We start from the raw sequence: 17,765 nt of genomic DNA on the forward strand, positions 1-17,765 counted from the left end.
TTTGTCAGTGTATTCAGAATCTGTGGAGTGAGTGCACGAGTTGGCACGTTGATTGCTGTAAGCATGCAAGAAGACGGCGGGGGGGTGCTCGCGAACGCGAAACCTAGCGGCGGTCTCTTCGAGAAGCTCGTGCCGGCCAGCAGCCGGCATTTCGCGCAGCTTGCGGCCGAAGGCCGCAAGAGCCAGGTAGATGCGGATAGTCCTTGTAATGCCGTATGAAGCTCATAGCGGTTCGACCGACTGGCAGGAGCAGAAACCGAGAGGGCCTGCGCGGCGCAAATCTCACCTTGGCTCTGCAAGCGAATGCTGGCCGTGCCGGGAATTCGCGGCATCGGACTTTTCGTGGACCGGAATCCGTCTGGATCGCCGCCGCTCAGCTGATGAACGCGTTCCCTTCCATGCGCGCGAGCAGGACTGAGCATGCCGCTGTCTGCTACCGCGAAGGTGGCCACCAAGAATTTCGCCTGGATGGTAAACGCGATCACAAGCCCATCGAAACCAACGAATTCGCGGTAGCTAATAGTTGGCCCCGATACGAAGTTGCTCCGTCAAGTACCGTTCTCTCCTCATCGCCAGGGGTTAAATGACATCTCAAGCGCCTCGATTTACGCCCGGTCAGCCTCCGCAGATATGCTGCGAGTATTTGACTGAGCAAGCGCGAGCCCTGTTCGGCCCGCATCCGTTCGCTGCGGAAATGTCCCAGCACCAGGTCGCTAGCCTGCTGCCTGAATATCTGGCCATGTCACAGGCGTTCCCGTACCTGCAGGCGGGGTCGCAAAAGGATCTCATATTCGATGCAATGAATCACAATCGAGATCTTGCGAGGGACGTTGAACTAACCAGCGTGGTCGCAAATTTCATCTGTTGGGATGAGACGGGTGGTTATGGCCAAATTCTCCGGGGCGGAAAGGCGGCGCTACCCGATATACTGGTGACTGAAAACTTCCACTCGAACCTGTTTAGAAAGGATGCGTCGCAACTACTCGGCAACGCAATACGGCCCAACTACAGCGCCACGACTAAGCGGTACCTGCATTCTCTCTATGCCGGATTGTCATCGAAAGATCCCTTAGTGCGTTGTGCCTACATGGTCGCTTTTGAGCTACACGCTGCGGACATGATCCAGTCGCTATGGACCACTCTGGTCAAAACCTTTAAGGCGCGGCCTGACGATCTTGAGTACTTCCGTAGCCATGTCGGCGGAGAAGATCCCGCGGAGAAGTATCACGGAGAAATGACAAGCCGGCTGATTGGCGACCTTGTCCCGGCTGACCGTAATGATCGCTTTTTGGATGAATTCGATCGAGCCTATCGGCTCAACTTACAGTGGTGCCGCGATCTGCTCCGAATTGTCTCACTTCATGATAATCAGTCGGAGGTCGAACACCATGGCCGTTGTCATTGTGGTTCTGTTAAGTTCTACGTCCAAGCGCCGCGAGAGCTCTTTGCAGTTCGATGCAATTGCTCAATCTGTCAAATGTCTGGATTTCTGCACTTGCTCGTACCTGGCAAAAAGCTTGGTATTGAGTGCGGCGAAGAATTCCTCACGGCGTACCAGTTCAACAAGAACATCGCTCGGCACACGTTTTGCCGGGTGTGTGGCGTAAAGCCATTCTATAGGCCGCGGTCGAACCCGTCCGGATTCAGCGTAAATATTCGATGCCTGGATAACAGGACCATCGAACGCATAACAATAAGCGAGTTCGATGGCGAGCATTGGGACCAAGCATTCCGCTCGATGCACCAGGACCTGGAGTCCTGCGTCGAAGATAAAACCCTGGAGTGAACTCGAATGGCGCGCGCAATGAATCATAAACCCCGTCTGCTTTCAGAAGAGGCTTTGACAAAATACCGCATAGAGCTGTTGGTGAAGGGGACGGTCGTGATTGGCCCCCAGATATTGTTCACTCAGGATGAATTGGCCAAGATCGATCAGCTGCAGGCTGAGATTCCCGAAGAAGAAGTGAGGGAGGGAGATGCCGGCGACTCGCACAATGTTTTCGTCAAACGCGTGAGGATAGACCCGCCCGGCCGCGCGCCTAGCAACGCGAGTGGTGCAGCTCCAGGGCAGATCATGGAACTACTTGAAAGGAAAGACCGCAGCTTCGCGCTAAGAAAGATTTTGGGAGCCACGTCAGATTACGTGATTCGCCGATGCCAAATGCATCGGATGCCCCCTGGTTCCTTTGTTGGCATTCATCTGGATGCTGCGAGCGATCCGGATTTCGAGTACTCGGTGATTGTGCAGCTGGCGAGGGACTTCGAGGGCGGTGAGTTCGTGGTATATCCAAGCGGGTACGAACACCAAGTATACCGACCGCCCTTTGGCGCCGTGCTTGTCACCACATGTAGGGTCCAGCATGAGGTGAAGCCTGTGCTGACCGGCGAGCGACGATCGCTGGTCTACTTCTGTTCAAAACGCAGCGGCGCGAACCGCCGGATCATCGAAAGTTCTACCGCGGGCTTATGAGGTGGGGTGGCTGAAATGGCTTTGGGATGACTTGGGTAACGGGTGAGCTCTCAGAAGAGATTGGTAGCTTGCCCATCTTGTGGTCAGACTGTCCCTCGCAAAGGCTGCCACAATGCAGGTCGGAAGCCACAGCTAGCTTTGCTGCCTGTAAAGGCCACCACGCGTAATCCGGGCAAGGGTTTGCTCAGGTAGTTGTGGTAAGTCATCGTCGCTGCCTCGAACCGAGAGGCGCGTCGGCGCGTGCGCGATGGTGTAATCGCGCCGCGCGCAGGAAGGCCCTGTTGTCGTCAGGGTCTCGACAGCTACACACCTAGCAAAACAGCCGCATGCTCGGGCTGATTTGGGACGGATGGGCGCGAACTGGGCCTTTGCAGGGTCCATCAGAAGAGAAGTCTCATCTGAAGCCCCTAATCGCACGCGGTCTTTTGCTCGATCGTCGTGCATTAGCCGAGTCCTGAGTATTCATTTCGAAAGTGAGAACGGATGGACTTTACCTCAACTCGCGGGTGGCTCCATGAGTCGGGCAGCGCGGGCCAGCAAGAGAACTTGTCGGTTTCCCCGTCGGCAGACGCCCGGCCGACCACGCCCTCGTGGCCGAATTGCACAGGAACGATCCGGATCTCACCGCCCAGACCCGGATCGTTCAACCCGGGCAAGCCCAGCTGCTGCGCTTAATTCGGAGCCGGAGCGACGCACAAACCTTCCGGCAGATCGTCAATGATCAGCATGACAACGGTACCGCCAACTTCCTGTTCGTGACTGTGAACGATGGTGGTGTTACCGGCGGCGGCGACCGACTGGTCGCTGCTGCTGGTTGATCGCCGCGTGCCCGCCGCCCCCGTTGCCTATCACTATGACTCCGCCGGGTCTCACAACAGCACCGTCGCAGAGCAGCTCGCAGCACGTCTCGGCTCGCGTCTGCAAGCGGCCGGCATGGCCCGGCAACAGAACGGCCTAATTGCGGAGTACTTTGTGATAGACGCGAAGCGAGCACTGATTAGACGATTGTCGCAGGGGCGAGCGGCAAGACGATGAGCCGCTGTACATCGAGCACCTGATCGCCGAACCTGCCCATACGGAGATGGTACAAATGGTTAGCCATGTCCTGCTCCTGTGCAGCAAATAGCCAAAGATTCCCGTTGTGTTCCTCCCAGGGTGCCGAGATTGCCTTCGTGAGGCCCCTCGTTCAACGCTGAAATCGTAGCGCTCAATGCTCAATGAAAACCGATTAATGCAACAAATCCCGCATGGGCGCCTAAATTCGGCGTTCCATCGCCTTCTTTCGTGGTTTTGTTGCGCCTATTATCGGTTTGTCCGGCAGAGCGCGATGTTTGATCACTGCGCCTGCTGTGATTCATCGATGAAAGCCCGCCATGTAGCGGATTACGAAGAAAGTCACGGCGACGACGGCGGACGTTACAGCGAGTGAAAACGCTACTCGCGCCAAGAACTGGCCAGGGCTAAGCCCGTCCCATGAACTCATTTTCGTGCTTTGCCTTACGACTCGGATTTGCGCTTGCAGGATGATCGTACCATAGGCACTTGCGAGTAATCAGCGGAATTCGGTTTGTGCGCGCCGCGAATCGTCGCGCCCCTCGAGCTGCTGAGCAACTGACCCGTTGAATTGGTGGGGCCAAGTAGGATTGCCATCTTTCGTGACGCGGTTTTGTTGTCGATGCACAGCTTATTGTCGGCGATACTCAGAATAAAACCTGGACTCTCGAGTAATTCCCATCGCTGGTTAGGATCGGCAGGGTGTAGACTGCAAGCGTCAGCGCTACTTCCGGAGCGATGCGATCGCCTTTCTGTGCGATTGCGAGCTTACCTGCGCTTGAGTTCAACGTTGACACGCGAATGTCGGGTTGCAAACATTTTGCGTCCTGATGGACAGTGGGACAGAACAAAATAGGACAGACTCGACAAGTACACACAGCCAGGCGAGGTACAGCAGCCTTTTGAAAAAAAGGCACGTTGCTTGCTTGGGTGCAGTGAGCGTCACCGGCCTTGCAGGGGCTGTGATGCTGGGGCGGGCCTGACATGATTCAGGGCCATTTCGGGTCCGCCCCGTTATTGTTCGCGAGGCAACATGGAGCAACGTATTCGAGCGGCTTCAGCGGCTGTCGCGTTCGCTCATGCGCTCGGTCGCGAAGTCCTCAGCGTGTACGAACATGAAGGCCGCAGTACAACAGAATCAGAGTCCGCGTAACCGGAGCATAACAAACGGTTACGACTTCGAAAGTGAATGTCACATCGCCGGTGCGCTACCGAGGATATATCACTTCGGTGCGGAGTCGCATTGATACTGACGCCCAAGTGCCCACGACTCTACAGTGGCCTTGATTATTGCACCTCAACCCACTTCTCCGTGAGAGTGACGGACAATGGTGTCCAGATAGTCGATTGGCGGAGGAATTCCTTCACATACACCGTCTGGTGGGTGGTCCGCGCAATAGAACGAAGCCGACGATGGAAATTGCGCTAGCAATTGGCGCTGTACTCGTTTCACCGCAATCACGGTCGCTTGCCTGTGGGCGCTTGGAGCCTGCGGTGGCTGAGTATCTTGGTGAATGAGGCCGATGGAACGTTTGTTACCATGCCGCCCCTTCTCGTTGAACTTCTGTGCGGTCCCACTGGATTGGCCTGACGGCCCCCCTAGCGGTCGTGCTGTTGTGGATGTTGATTGTGTGCGAATGCCGCCGGAACAAACGGGTGCGGACTGCTCGAAAGCTATACGGGTGCGGTGGGCTAACCGCGGCCCGCTATCAGGGCCGCGCGTTTTGAGCGGATCACTCTGCAAGCTTAAGGCTCAGGTAGTTCGGAGAGTAGGGCGGGTCAGCGGCTTTCGTTGGCCTTGACAGCACCGAAACGCCCATCTTGAAGGCCATGATCTGATTGACGCTTCCGTTGTAGAAGACAAGGCAGTCACCATAGCTCAATACGTGCGCTAAATTGGCTCTATTCAGCGGAAGCGCCTCGCCGCCGACAGCTTGAATGCGCCGATAGCTGTCTTCGTGATGCCTTGCGATGCACGCGTTCTGGCGAGGGGCCATCTGGCTGACTCCGGTGGCTTTCTAAAATCATACAGTTCGCCAGAAAGCCGCGACACTCCTAACTTAAGTAGGCCATCTCCCAATGGGCCCGCGAACGCGTGCGTTATCCTCGCTTGCTGATCGTCCCGTGGAAGAACGGCAGGCAGCCAGGATAGGCGGTCTCGCCTCAGTGGTCATCGTGCGGTTGCTCTCTCTTCCGTTTACCCCGGCTTTTGGCTGATCCCACCAACTCTCCCGCTCGTTTGTATCCATCCGAGCTAAGCCACGGACAAGGGATTACGGATTCCACCGCTTGAGGAGTTTGGGGTCTTCCTTGTGCATCCTGATGAGCTCGATCTGTATTTCGATGCCGAAGTCGGTGAATGCCAGGACGCCGTCTTCACCTATGCCGTAAACCCAGATGACGCCGGCCTCCGTTTCCATTCCGTTGGCGACATCCCACCGGTCCTCGTCCTCTCCGAGGTCCTTTTCGACGCGATCGAGGTGAGGATGGCATGAACTTTATGGACGTGCATAGCTCCGCGCCTGGGTGAAGAGTGTCGACGCAGGAGGCGTCCAGTTCCAAGGCAACAACTCGCACAGGCGGCTCTGTGGGATGTTGGCGATGCGCGCAAGAACGTCGGCGAGCCAGGCTTTCGATTGATGTCGTTGAGACCCGCCGTCATGGTGAGGGTGGACATCACGGCAGCCGGCTCGGCGCCACGATCAGAACCGGCGAAGTTCATCTTCAGTTGCGGCCGCCTCGAGCTCCTCAAGTTCCAGCTCCAATTGATCGAGCAGTAGCGCCGACCGCTCCGAGCGCGTCCCATAAAATGTCCGTCGCAGCTTCTCAATCTCGAGCTTGAGGTGGGAGATCAGCGCTTCGCTGCTCGATTGCTTTGCTTGGGCATTGGCCGCATCAGAAAGTTTGGCCTCCGCCGCAAGCCTGGCCGCACGCTCGGCCAGGATCATTGCATGCGCCGCAGCGAGATCGGGCGGCAGTCCGTCGCCGGCGGAGTCCATGACCAAATGGAATCATGTTCGCCGCCAGATTCAAACGACAAACTCTCAGCCCACGCTGGTTGGACGCCAGGACTCCTGGGGATTGCGCCAATCGATGCCGAACAAAAGATAGCTCATCTGTGCCTGCGAGATCGACACCACGCCGTCCGCCAGCGACGGCATATAAAACGACCTCTCTCCAAGTAAACAGGCATGCTCCCTGGCCATTATGCCAGATCACCTTCAATAGATCGCCCCGGGGCCCGCGGAAGCAGAACAAACGACCGCTCTGGGGATCACGGCACAGCACCTCTTGGACCTGCAACGAAAATGAGGCGAAGCCTTTGCGCATGTCGGTGTGGCCCGTCGCCGGCCACACCCGAACTCCCGTAGGGATTGGAATCATCGCGGATCCAGAGCCTCGATAGTCCGACGAAGCGCCTCAACGTCGCGCCCCGCATCGACAATGACACGCCGCCGCCAGCTCTATCTCAATCCGATGCTCCGTCGAATGTGCTGTCGCACTCTCCGATGAGGCCGCCACCGAGGTCATGCCCCCACCCTCGGCCACAACTGCCCTGACAAAGCCAGCCTCGGATTTGGTCCGGTCTGCCGCGAAGGCCCTTCGCCAAGTGACCAGCAGAGAACGCGACAAGCCATATCGCCGCGCAGTCGCCGCAACCAGGCGTGGCTCGGACATGCTTTCCAAAACAATCCGAGCCTTCTCCTCTTCAGACCAGCGCCGCTGCCGGCCCGTTTCCACCACTCAAGTCGATTCAGCGCACGGATCATATGGCTGTCCATACGTACAGTTCTCAACTATCAGGCCAGTCCGCTGCAAGGCGTCTCTCCTCGGAGGCTTACCGCCGATCGGCACGCACTTCAGGAGCGACTTAAGGGTAGTCGCGATTGGGGCTGACAGAGCTAGAGAGAGACGCAGCAGACATTCACGTCACGTCCTCAGGTACGGGTTTCAAGCGCGCGATCGGAAGCAGGGGCAAGTTCGGATGAATTGAACGGTCCAAGATATGGTCGATATCTCAATCAAGCCATTCTCAGTAGGCGGTTCTGCAGATCGCGGGCCGCGGGCCTGTCGCGCGCAATCACAAGGCACTCCACCGTGCCAGCCTCTTCGTCCGCGGCAAGCGGGATCACGCCCTCCTTACGTGTGCGGTCGAATAGAAATCCTTCCTTGCCGAAACGATCATGCGCTGTTTGGAGGGACCGTGATCGAACATTTCTCACGGATAAAATAACGTTGCAACCGGAATAGTCGAAGCCCAGCAGCCGGACGGCAATACTGTGTAACACCGAGCCGCCACCCCAGCGGCCGTTCGCTTCATTAAACAGCAACCGTCCGCTATTCGCGAAAATGGCGTCAATGTTGATCATTCCGCGATATCCCAGGTCTCGCGCAAGCGCCACAAATCGGTAGGCGTGCGCCTGGGCGGTCAACCATTGCTCGTTCCTCAGGTCACTTGGAAGCTCAAGTCCTGTCCAGATCAGAGCTCGTTCGGATCGATCTGTGCTTTTACGCACACGTATGTTTCCACTGTTGATGAAAACGATTGAACCATCATCCTCAATTTCATACTCGAGATAGAACAAAGACCTGGCCAGGTGGTACGACTCCACGACCAGCGTCTTACACGACGCTGTTGTCATCTCAGACCAAAGCGCGTCAGGATCCAACGACGGCCATGAAATTCGCCGGGTATCTCTTGCCCCAGGTAGCGGATCGCTTTCATTGCCGGTCAGGATGACATTTCCGACTCCACCGGCTCCATTGTCCAGCTTTACAATGACTCTGCCGGTCTCGGATCTGAGGGAAGTGACCGCTCTGAATAGTTCGTTAGAGTCCGTCGTGACAGATCCATTGGGCAGCGGAAGTGCGACGCTTGTCGCCAATTGACGGAAGTGGCTCTTGCGGTTCAACAGATCAGGCCCTCGCTGCAGAGCGAAGTCGTCGCCTGTCTTCGGTATGCCCAGCATGGCCGCCAGGCGTGCGACGCCTTCAGTGGAGTAGCAGGGATACAATCGCCAAGTTGATTTCTGACGAATATGTCTGTTGATCCGCTCAACGACAGTCTTGGACAGCAATGTGCAGTCGTCAAGGACCGGCGATTGGCGGCCGCCTTCAGGTACGAGCAGAAAAAGACTCGATGCGTCGAAATCGAGCGTCGCGCCAATGAAGGATAGCAGATCCGCCGGGATGACTACCGGGGAGACTATTAGGTCGCCTTGCTGGGCAAACCACGCCGAACGGTATGCCGAGTTGGCGGCCAGCGAAAGTTGAGCTGGTGTCAGATCGGCGCCCGACATTTGAGCCGTACCGGCATTCATGATCAAGATCCGCGGCATCCGCGACCTCCGGGCATCTGGACGCGATCAGACAGGGATCGTCATGCCAACAATGTTGAACTTGCTGCGCCGTGGTGAGGCACTGAGCGAAGGTTGATTTTGCGCCGTCTCGATGTCACCTGCGATGTACCGGGAGAGCACGGCCCGCCTTCAATCTGCCGATCTCAATTGATAGCTCCTTTCGGGCTGATCGCGTGGCGATCCTTCAGCAAAAAATGCTGGATCTTGCCCAACGCGGTTTTCGGTAGTTCTTGTGTGAAAATGATTTCGCGCGGCACCTTAAAGCGGGCGAGCTGTGACTGGACATGTGCCGTCAGCGCTTCCGCCTCGACCCGGGCACCCGGTCGCTTGATCACATAAGCGACCGGTACTTCTCCCCAGTGCGTATCGGGTCGACCGACCACGGCGCATTCCGCGACATCCGGATGGTCCGTAAGCACACGCTCTACTTCTGCCGGATAGATATTCTCTCCGCCCGAAATGATCAGATTGTTCTTGCGGTCGTGGACCCAAATATATCCATCTGCGTCGCAGCGGCCAATGTCCCCAGTGCGATACCAACCATTGCTCAGAGCCTCACGCGTTGCCTGCTGATTGCCCCAATATCCGCAGAAAACGTTGGGCCCACGGACTGCGATTTCGCCTGGGATACCGGGCGGCAACTTGCTGCCCGAATCATCGATGATCGCCGCTTCGCAGCAGAGACCTGCCAAGCCGCTTGAGCCCTCAGGCACGAGATTTCCGCCGAGCTTCGTATACACAGCGATCGGGCAGGTCTCCGTCGAACCGTAAACCTGCAGGACTGGAACGCCGCGCGCGACAAAGCGCTCGACAAGGCGCTGAGGCACCATCGTCGATCCGGTACAGATTGCTCTGAGCGAGGATAGGTCGGTACTTTCCCATCGACCATTGCTGGCCAGGGCCTGCATCATGGCTGGCACCAGGGCTGCCAGGCTCGGCCGGTCACGCTCGAACGCATCAAGCATGGTCTCCGCCCCAAAGCGGGTGTGGATACTCACCGTCGCGCCGTGATGCAAACTCGGCGTCGTCTGGATGTTCAAGCCACCGACGTGGAAGAACGGCAAAACAGCCAGCGTGTGATCGGCCGAGGTGAGGTCATGCATGTGCTGACTCATGATGCTGTTCCACAGCAACGCTTCCTGACGCAGCACGGCGCCTTTCGGTCGCCCTGTGGTGCCCGAAGTATAGACGATCAGAAGCGGGCAAGACGGCTCCGCGCGAGGATTGCGTCCGTCACCACAGTCTCCGTCCAGGAGATCGTCCAACTTGCAGCCGCCGAGAGGCGTAAAGTCCAACCCGACAAGAGAGGCATGGGGCACTTGCTTCGTCAGGACAGGCAAAGCTGCGCCGAAGCACTGCTCAAGAACGAGCACTTTTGCCCCGGAGTCCGACAAAATGAAAAGGTGCTCGGTGGCCGCAAGACGCCAATTCAATGGTACGAGGATTGCGCCGAGTCTCGCGCACGCGTAGAGCAGCGCCAGATAATCAGGCCTGTTGAGGCTGAGGATCGCGATCCGGTCTCCCCTTTGGACGCCGAGCTGGCTCTTGAAGGCGCGGGCGATCCGCTCGATCCGTCGATTGAGGCTGGCGTAGCTGAGACTCTGCCCTTCGAAATGGATCGCGGTTTTGCCGGGAGTATACGCAGCGTTTCGCTCGATCAGTGTGCAGAGATCCAACTTGTTATCCATGCGCCTCAGGCCCGCACATTACGTTTATCCCAATGCGCTTCAGCCGCAACCCGGAATTGCTTGGCGAGGCTCCGATCACATGCTTCGGTTGGCCTTTGTACAGGCTACGATCACACAGCCTAGGCCGGACCCGGTTCTTGATGGATGTCATGGGTTGCGAACAATGGATATTACTTGAGGGATCTCGGGCGATTGATCACTCACTCTGTTCTGCTCGGCGGCGGTCGTGTGCATCTGTCGGTAGTGATAGGCACACCACGAAGACAGTTTCTTGCCGCGTCTTTGATATACAGGCTCGCCGCACATATAGGCCGCCCTGGCATCTCCATCTTTGAAGCCGATGATGCAACGGCATTGGCCTTCAATATGGTCGATTAACAGGACCTTCTTGACGTCGTCGGGCTCTTTCAACTTGCTGCTCCTGAATGCCAAGCAATATCTTCGGTGCCGGGTGGTTGCGCGGAGCGGCACTTGCAGCTCAGGCTCTTTGAAAACCTGCGCAGGCCCGCCGTCTGCCTTGCCAGCCAAGGGAAAGCAGTTTCAACAGAGCGGAAAGCCGGTTCGGCCAACTGATTTTGGCGCGGTGTCGCGCCAGAGGAGGGGTTTGGTTCAGATTCAGGAAGCAGCGCCCCTCCGCAGGGGCTTCGGATGGAGGTCTACGTCCATCAATTCTGACCTCAACGCCTGTCTGGTGGCCCGGCCCAGGACAGCCACATAGTCTCGGTTCCAGAATGCCGAACCATTCAAACCTACGTGCGAGCGGTAGCTCCGCAACCGGCACTCGCTGCATAGCCCTTCCGACCGACCCAGCATCGGGGATGAGGATCATGACCGACCATCGGGGCTTGGATCTGACCAGCTGAGACATTCTCAATCCTTCACAATCCCGGCGGCAGACCGAGATAGGTGCTAACCTCAAGACCGTACAACTTAACGTTACGTGAGATTCAAGCCCTTTTTGGCAGCCTGTGACAACATGGCCAAGCTCTCAGGCTGCCGGAAAAGGGCCGCCGGCCGGTGTGCTGTCGCAAGCATTCAGCGCTGCGATGTGCGCCAAGAAAGTTCGTCTCGAGATCAGGGTCGCCTGCCGATGAGCCCATTGCCGGAAACGCTCGCCCTTCGACCAGGCGCTCGCTGCCCTTGCAGCCGATTGCGCGCCTGAAGTCCGCTGCGCCGTCATTGAATAGCTCAGTCACTTCCATCTGGCGCCGACCGTGCGGTGCCAAATGCGGCCGACCGATAGTTTTCGATGAGGTCGGCCTGATAGGGCACCAGCCTATAGCCCTTGCGGCGTTCGCGAAACGATCCCGCGAATGTGCTGGCGGGTGTCATTCAACGTACGTCGCGGTCACTGACTTCGCCTGGTGCTGGGATTATCGCAGTGTCTGATAGAGGCGGTACAGCAGCCGCGCGCGAGGTCCAATCGACGAGATGTAGAGTTGCTCATAATGGGTATGCGCGCCCTTGCCATCGACGCCAAGGCCGTCAAGGGTCGCGGTATGGGGCGCGGTGAAATTGCTATCGGAGCCGCCGCCGCTGAACGCGTCGAGCAGCTCGAATCCAAGCTCGGCAGCAAGCTCTTTGGCGTGAGCGTAAAGCGCGGCGCCGGCGCTGGTCTTCTCATAAGGCGGACGGTTCAATTCGCCTGATACCTTCACCTTGACGCCCTCGGTGCGCGAGCTGATGCCCAGAATCTTCGGCACCAGCTCGTCGGCATGGGCCATGGTCGGGACGCGCATGTCGACTTGTGCATAGGCCAGTTCCGCGATCACGTTTGGCCTTGTGCCGCCGCGGACGACGCCGACATTGACGGTGATACCGCGCGTGAGATCGTTCATCGCTTCCAGCGTCTGGATCACATGGCCGAGTTCCCGAATCGCGCTGCGGCCGTCCTCGGGGCGCGTGCCGGCATGCGCGGGCGCGCCCTTGATGAATACCTCGAAGCGCGCAACGCCCTTGCGCCCGGTGATGACCTTGCCGCCGTCGCGCGCCGGCTCGGTCACGAGCACGTATTTGGCCTTGCGGCCTTCGGCCTCGATCAGCGCACGCGAGGTTGGGCTGCCAATCTCTTCGTCCGAGACGTAGAGATGGGTGATGCCGAGCGGCGGGCGTGCGTCATCGGCGCAGATCTGCCGGAATGCGTGATAGGCTAGGTAGGCGCCGCCCTTCATGTCGTAGATGCCGGGGCCGAACGCACTGTCGCCGTCGATCTTGAATGGTAGCCGTTCAATGGATCCCATCGGATGGACGGTGTCGAGATGGCTCAAGATTAGAATGCCCGGTACGCCCTGCCCCCAAGAAGAGCGGGTAACCAAATGATCGCCGCAGCCATCATGCCCCGCAACGCGCTCGACGCTGGCGGGCAGGTCGCGATAGCCTGCTGCGACGACATCAGCCAGTTTGTTGATCTGATCCGGCCGCTCCGTCGGAGATTCGATCATGACCCAGCGGCGAATGCCCTCGAGAATCGGGGCGATTTCGAACGCGTTGCTGGACATAGTTGTCTGACGCCTTTGAATTCGATTGTCATCGTTCTGCAAGATCACGACATCAACCATGTACTCACATCAGAATCGAAGCCGAACATCTAGAGAGTCGCCAGCCGTTGTGACGCAGGCGTGCCCCTGGATCCGATCTTGCTGCGGCAACGATGTACGCGCCTGTCGATCTTAACTTGAGCTACCAAAGCTGGTAGTTTTCGACTGGATTATGCGGCCCCAAGAAGAAGGCCGTTCTGGATTGTTCGTTCTGGTGAGCTGTGATTATTCCAATCAGGACCTTCCAGCGACATCCGCGCAAATCGCATTGTCCTGACCAGGTGACCCCCACGCGTCTCAACGCGGGAGGTCGCCGGCCAGCGCCAGCATAGTACGAGCGGCGAAGCGCCGAAATCGCCGGAGCTGAGGTGACCTCTCAATACGAGCTCTAATCTGTGAAACAGTTGCAGCCCGGTCGATTGTCCGATGACTGTCGCTGGAAGCGACCAGAGATTAGAGTTGTGGTCGCGATCCGACCAGCTGGGCTGGAACCTCGCTGGCGCCGCCGCGCGGAGGGGATGATGCCGATTGCGGTATCGGCGCGCGCCTACCAGAGTTTCTCCGCATGTAGACGGCATCGGCGCACCTAAAGCGCCTTTAGGAGAATACGTTTTTTTGCCTCGATGAGATGCTTATCCAGCGTCGCGTGCAGCGCACCCCGCAACTCCGGCGGGATCGAGCTATCTGTATCGATCAATTCCCGGAACTTCCGAATGAGGTGCTCTAACGCTGCAATAGATCCTTGTGTTTCAATCTTCAGCCAGGACATCATCGATTCTCTCCTTTGCGCGCAGCGCGCTTCGTCGTGGGCCCTCACCGCGGCAATCCTGGCTGCAACAGGCTCTCGTCGATAAAAAAGTTGGCGCTCGGGCCGCGTGCTCAGCGCGAATTTCTTTGGTGAGGGCGAGCGCAGGCGGCGCACGCTCCTTGAAATCCCGCAGAAGTGATGCGCATTCGCGCCTGAAATACTTTCGCGCTCGTGAGCAGCAGTCTTGGTCGGAATACTGGAACATCGGCCAGCTCGGCCGTCACGCGTTCGAAACCGCGATCAGGCGCTTCAGTCGAGCGGCTGCGGCGCCGCCATCAAGTGATTCTTGTCCAAGTGCTACGCCTTCCTGCAGGGTCGAGGCCCGGCCGGCCACGACCAATGCCGCCGCCGCGTTCAAAAGCGCGGCGTCGCGAAATCGACCTGGTTCGCCATTAAGCACATTTTGCAGAGCAACGGCATTAGCCTCGGCATCGCTGCTCTCCAACGCGTCGTTGCGGCAGCGGGGGAGCCCGGCTTCTTCCGGCGTCACTTCGAAGGTGCGGACTATACCCGCCTCAAGCGCAGCAACAAAGGTTGGACCGGTAAGGGTTATTTCGTCGAGCCCGTCCGAGCCATGAACAACCCATACCGACTCGGCACCAAGGTTCTTCAAGACGTACGCCAGAGGCTGGACCCATTCGGGAGAGAATACCCCAACGATCTGCCGCTTGACCCTGGCCGGATTGGACAGAGGCTCGATTAGATTAAAGATCGTGTGGGTTCCAAGTGCGGTCCGGATCTGGCCGACGCGCTGCATCGCCGGATAATGGGCTGACGCAAACATGAAGCCGATGTTGGCTTCCTGTACACAACGTGCAATAGCTTCAGGCTTGAGATCGACCTTCACGCCGAGGCGCGCCAACACGTCTGCGGCGCTTGAACCCGAAGACGCAGCGCGGTTGGCATGCTTGGCGACAGGAATGCCGACCCCGGCGACGATGAAGGAAGCACACGTCGACACGTTGACCGAATATATAGGGGTGTCGCTCGTGCCAGCGATACCGACGGGGTCGCATGCCGCCTCCACGCGCGGCATTCTATTCCGCATCGCGGAGGCGGCGCCGGTGACTTCTTCGACCGTCTCGCCCCGGACCCGCATCCCCATCAACAAGCCACCGATTTGCGAGGGAGTCGCGTGCCCCGACATCATGCTGTCGAAGGCTGACGTAGTTTCCTCGCGCGTCAGAGTGGCGCCGGTGGCAACTTTGCCGATGATTGATCTAAGCTCTTCCATCGAACTTTACACGTTCCTTGTCCAAACCCTCGATCTCTTCCGCGACGCTTGAGGCGGCAGTCGGTTGAGTGTGGGCGCCCTTGGCGAGGCTACAACCTGACGTTACGTGAGGGTCAAGCTCTCCTTTTCGTGGTGCCATCGAGAGCAGATCGTCGGCCAGTTAGAACGCTGTAGTTTCTTGATGCCAGGACCGATGGCACTGTCTCGCGCCCGCCTGCCGCGTCCGCAGCGGCCTCTTTACCGCGCTGTTCCGGCCGGATCACCGCATCGTTCAAAGCCTTTTAGCTTTCGGGCGCCGTCGTCGTGGAGCATTGAAGCGGCTTCCTCTACCTGCTTCGCCAGTATTGGTGCTGGGGAGATGGAGCCCGATCTCAGCTGGGCTCTACAAATAACCCCACCTGATTGTAAATGAAGGTGCGCAGCACAGCCTTCATAGAGCGATCGACGCGTTCCGTTGATCCGCCCGCATGAGGCGGTAAGCCACCCGTGTTCGGTCCTGCCTTACAGTCGGAATACGCCGTACTGCGGCGCATCGATCGGCGCATTGAGCGAAGCGCTCAATGCGATTGCGAGGGCAGTTCTGGTATCGACAGGATCAAGAATGCCGTCGTCCCAGATTTCCGAGGTCGCATAATAGGCACTTGACCGCTCGCGATATTCTTCAAGAATTGGTGCTCGAATGGCTGCCAATTCCTGCTCCGAGAGGCGCCCTCCGGCGCGAGCCAATTGTCTCGCCTTGACGTGGGTGAGAACTCCGGCGGCCTGCTCGGCGCCCATCGCAGATATCTGAGAATTCGGCCAGCTGAACACGAATCGAGGATCAAACGCGCGTCCCGACATAGCGTAAGTTCCTGCGCCGTGCGAGCTATTGCAAATGATCGTAAACTTCGGCACGGACGCTCCGGACACCGCCATGATCAGCTTGGCGCCGTCCTTGGTGATCCCACGCCGTTCATATTCGCGGCCAACCATAAAGCCAGTTACGTTCTGCAGGAAGAGCAGGGGCGTCCGGTTCTTGTCGCACAGTTGAATGAAATGAGCCCCCTTTTGCGCGCTGTCGCCGAACAGCACGCCATTATTGGCAATGATCCCGATTTGATATCCATGAAGCCGCGCAAAGCCGCACACGAGTGATGTCGCATAGCGCGGCTGGTATTCTTGAAATCGGCTGCCATCGACCAGACGAGCGATGATCTCTCGCATGTCGAACTGCGCTCGCGCGTCCTTTGGAATGATACCGTAGAGTTCGGACGCACAATAGGCGGGCGGCTCGGGGGCCACTCGATCGATCGAGGTCTTCGCCGGTTGGTGGAAGCGAGCAACGACGTCGCGCGCAATCGCAATCGCATGGATTTCAGAGCTTGCGAAGTAATCACAGGTGCCCGACACGCTGGTATGCATGATGGCGCCGCCAAGTTCGTCGGCGGACACTTGTTCGCCGGTGGCAGCCTTCACGACCGGAGGGCCGCCGAGAAAAATCGCTCCATTGCCTTCGACGATAATGTTGTATTCACTAAGCGCAGGGACGTAGGCCCCTGCCGCGGTGCAGTGGCCCATGACGATGGCGACCTGCGGCACACCCATCTTCGAGAGAACGGATTGATTGCGGAGAATTCGACCGGCATGGTAGCGATCAGCAAAGAATTCCGCCTGCAAAGGCAGGAATCCGCCGGCGCAGTCGCACATGTGAACCACCGGCAGACGGTTTTCGATGGCTATATCCAGTGTCCGCACGATCTTCTTGACCGAGAGTGGATACCATGCGCCGCTCTTCACGCTGGCATCGTCGGCGTGAACAATAACCTCTCGCCCCGCCACAATGCCGATGCCGACAACCTGGGCGGCGCCGGGCACCTCGCCGTCGTATGCCTTGTTAGCCGCCAGCGTCGAAAGTTCTAGGAACGGAGTTTCCGGATCGAGCAAGGCCGCGAGCCGCTCACGAACAAACAGTTTATTCTGCCGACGCAGCCGCTCGAAGTCCCGCTCAGGCCTGTGGAAGCGGGCAACGCGTTGGCGCTCCTTCAATTCGGCGGCAAGTTGTCTGTTGTGCAGGTCGTTGCGACGAAATTCCTGCGAGTTCACGTTCGCCACGGAACCGATCCGCTGCATTTCAGCGCCCTTCTTTAGAGAGCGTGACCAGCACAGCGTCGTGCTCGAAGCTCTCACCTTCCTTGACGTGAATTCGATGGACGATGCCATCCTGTGGTGAGCGTATGATCGTTTCCAGCTTCATGCTTTCAATCAGCATCAGTGCCATTCCCGCCGAGACCGATTGACCGGACGAAACTGTGATCGCAACAACAAAGCCAGGCATCGGCGCCCGGGCCACCAGAGCGTGAGTCGCGTTATTGCCGGATGCGCACGCTCGCAACGGGTCATTGTAGCGCAAAATGCGCGTCCTGCCGCGGATGTGGAGGTGAATTAGCTCCCCATCGATGGCAAACCTGACCGGTTCGCTCTGGCCCGCAATGGTCAAGATGCCGCTACTGTCATTGCAATGGGTGAACGCGACGGGGGTAATCACCTGGTCTCGGAGATGGAGCCGGTAGTCTTGCTGGTTGGGTGAAAGCCACAATTCATGATATACGCCGTCGACATCGAATGAGTGATACACG

At 58.2% G+C, this 17,765-nt stretch carries 14 protein-coding genes and 3 pseudogenes; 3 read left to right on the top strand and 14 right to left on the bottom strand.

Features of this window, described 5'->3' with window-relative positions; translation table 11 throughout:
- Nucleotides 1-583: 583 nt before the first annotated feature.
- The 3 genes from XH85_RS13195 (at nt 584) to XH85_RS13205 (ending at nt 3,288) form a co-directional block, all read left to right on the top strand.
- Nucleotides 584-1,786 (top strand): GFA family protein, encoded by a 1,203-nt coding sequence (locus XH85_RS13195; RefSeq protein ID WP_164940756.1) that lies wholly within the window; start codon nt 584-586, stop codon nt 1,784-1,786.
- 6 nt (nt 1,787-1,792) lie between these two features.
- Nucleotides 1,793-2,470, top strand: a complete 678-nt coding sequence (locus XH85_RS13200) for a 2OG-Fe(II) oxygenase (RefSeq protein WP_128932155.1) — start codon at nt 1,793-1,795, stop codon at nt 2,468-2,470.
- 590 nt (nt 2,471-3,060) lie between these two features.
- The gene (locus XH85_RS13205; protein WP_128932156.1) at nt 3,061-3,288 is read left to right on the top strand and encodes a hypothetical protein; all 228 of its coding nucleotides are present in this window, start codon (nt 3,061-3,063) and stop codon (nt 3,286-3,288) included.
- 1,968 nt (nt 3,289-5,256) lie between these two features.
- Here XH85_RS13205 and XH85_RS13210 read toward each other — a convergent pair.
- The 14 genes and pseudogenes from XH85_RS13210 to XH85_RS44965 all read right to left on the bottom strand — a co-directional run bounded on the left by XH85_RS13210 (nt 5,257) and on the right by XH85_RS44965 (nt 17,764).
- A complete protein-coding gene (locus XH85_RS13210; protein WP_128932157.1) occupies nt 5,257-5,520 on the bottom strand; it encodes a hypothetical protein in 264 nt (87 codons plus the stop codon).
- Between the two features lie 276 nt (nt 5,521-5,796).
- Complete coding sequence (locus tag XH85_RS47605; RefSeq protein ID WP_338025632.1) at nt 5,797-5,943, bottom strand: hypothetical protein; 147 nt, start codon at nt 5,941-5,943, stop codon at nt 5,797-5,799.
- Nucleotides 5,944-6,021: 78 nt separating this feature from the next.
- A pseudogene (locus XH85_RS47965) lies at nt 6,022-6,239 on the bottom strand (transposase domain-containing protein); the annotation flags it as partial.
- A pseudogene (locus tag XH85_RS13225) lies at nt 6,238-6,471 on the bottom strand (IS66 family transposase); the annotation flags it as partial. The pseudogenes XH85_RS13225 and XH85_RS47965, both read right to left, overlap by 2 nt.
- 289 nt (nt 6,472-6,760) lie before the next feature.
- Nucleotides 6,761-6,907: pseudogene (gene tnpB, locus XH85_RS47970) on the bottom strand (IS66 family insertion sequence element accessory protein TnpB); the annotation flags it as partial.
- Between the two features lie 36 nt (nt 6,908-6,943).
- Nucleotides 6,944-7,201: a hypothetical protein gene (locus XH85_RS46520; RefSeq protein WP_245474245.1), complete on the bottom strand. Its 258-nt coding sequence runs from the start codon at nt 7,199-7,201 to the stop codon at nt 6,944-6,946.
- 344 nt (nt 7,202-7,545) lie between these two features.
- A complete protein-coding gene (locus tag XH85_RS13240; protein ID WP_128932158.1) occupies nt 7,546-8,862 on the bottom strand; it encodes a preATP grasp domain-containing protein in 1,317 nt (438 codons plus the stop codon).
- A 164-nt stretch (nt 8,863-9,026) separates the two neighbouring features.
- Complete coding sequence (locus XH85_RS13245) at nt 9,027-10,559, bottom strand: class I adenylate-forming enzyme family protein (RefSeq protein ID WP_164940923.1); 1,533 nt, start codon at nt 10,557-10,559, stop codon at nt 9,027-9,029.
- Between the two features lie 159 nt (nt 10,560-10,718).
- Entirely contained in the window at nt 10,719-10,982 is a 264-nt protein-coding gene (locus tag XH85_RS13250; protein ID WP_128932160.1) for a hypothetical protein, read from the bottom strand.
- 962 nt (nt 10,983-11,944) lie between these two features.
- Entirely contained in the window at nt 11,945-13,069 is a 1,125-nt protein-coding gene (locus tag XH85_RS13255; RefSeq protein WP_128932161.1) for a M20/M25/M40 family metallo-hydrolase, read from the bottom strand.
- 625 nt (nt 13,070-13,694) lie between these two features.
- On the bottom strand, nt 13,695-14,030 hold the full coding sequence (locus XH85_RS46525) for a hypothetical protein (protein WP_245474068.1): 336 nt from the start codon (nt 14,028-14,030) through the stop codon (nt 13,695-13,697).
- A gap of 106 nt (nt 14,031-14,136) precedes the next feature.
- A complete protein-coding gene (gene trpD, locus XH85_RS13265) occupies nt 14,137-15,150 on the bottom strand; it encodes an anthranilate phosphoribosyltransferase (RefSeq protein WP_128932162.1) in 1,014 nt (337 codons plus the stop codon).
- 501 nt (nt 15,151-15,651) lie between these two features.
- On the bottom strand, nt 15,652-17,259 hold the full coding sequence (locus XH85_RS13270; protein ID WP_164935084.1) for an acyl-CoA carboxylase subunit beta: 1,608 nt from the start codon (nt 17,257-17,259) through the stop codon (nt 15,652-15,654).
- Between the two features lies 1 nt (nt 17,260).
- On the bottom strand, nt 17,261-17,764 hold the full coding sequence (locus XH85_RS44965) for an acyl-CoA carboxylase biotin carboxyl carrier protein subunit (RefSeq protein ID WP_164940757.1): 504 nt from the start codon (nt 17,762-17,764) through the stop codon (nt 17,261-17,263).
- Nucleotide 17,765 lies beyond the last annotated feature (1 nt).

Source organism: Bradyrhizobium zhanjiangense (assembly GCF_004114935.1).
Classification (GTDB): Bacteria; Pseudomonadota; Alphaproteobacteria; order Rhizobiales; family Xanthobacteraceae; genus Bradyrhizobium; species Bradyrhizobium zhanjiangense.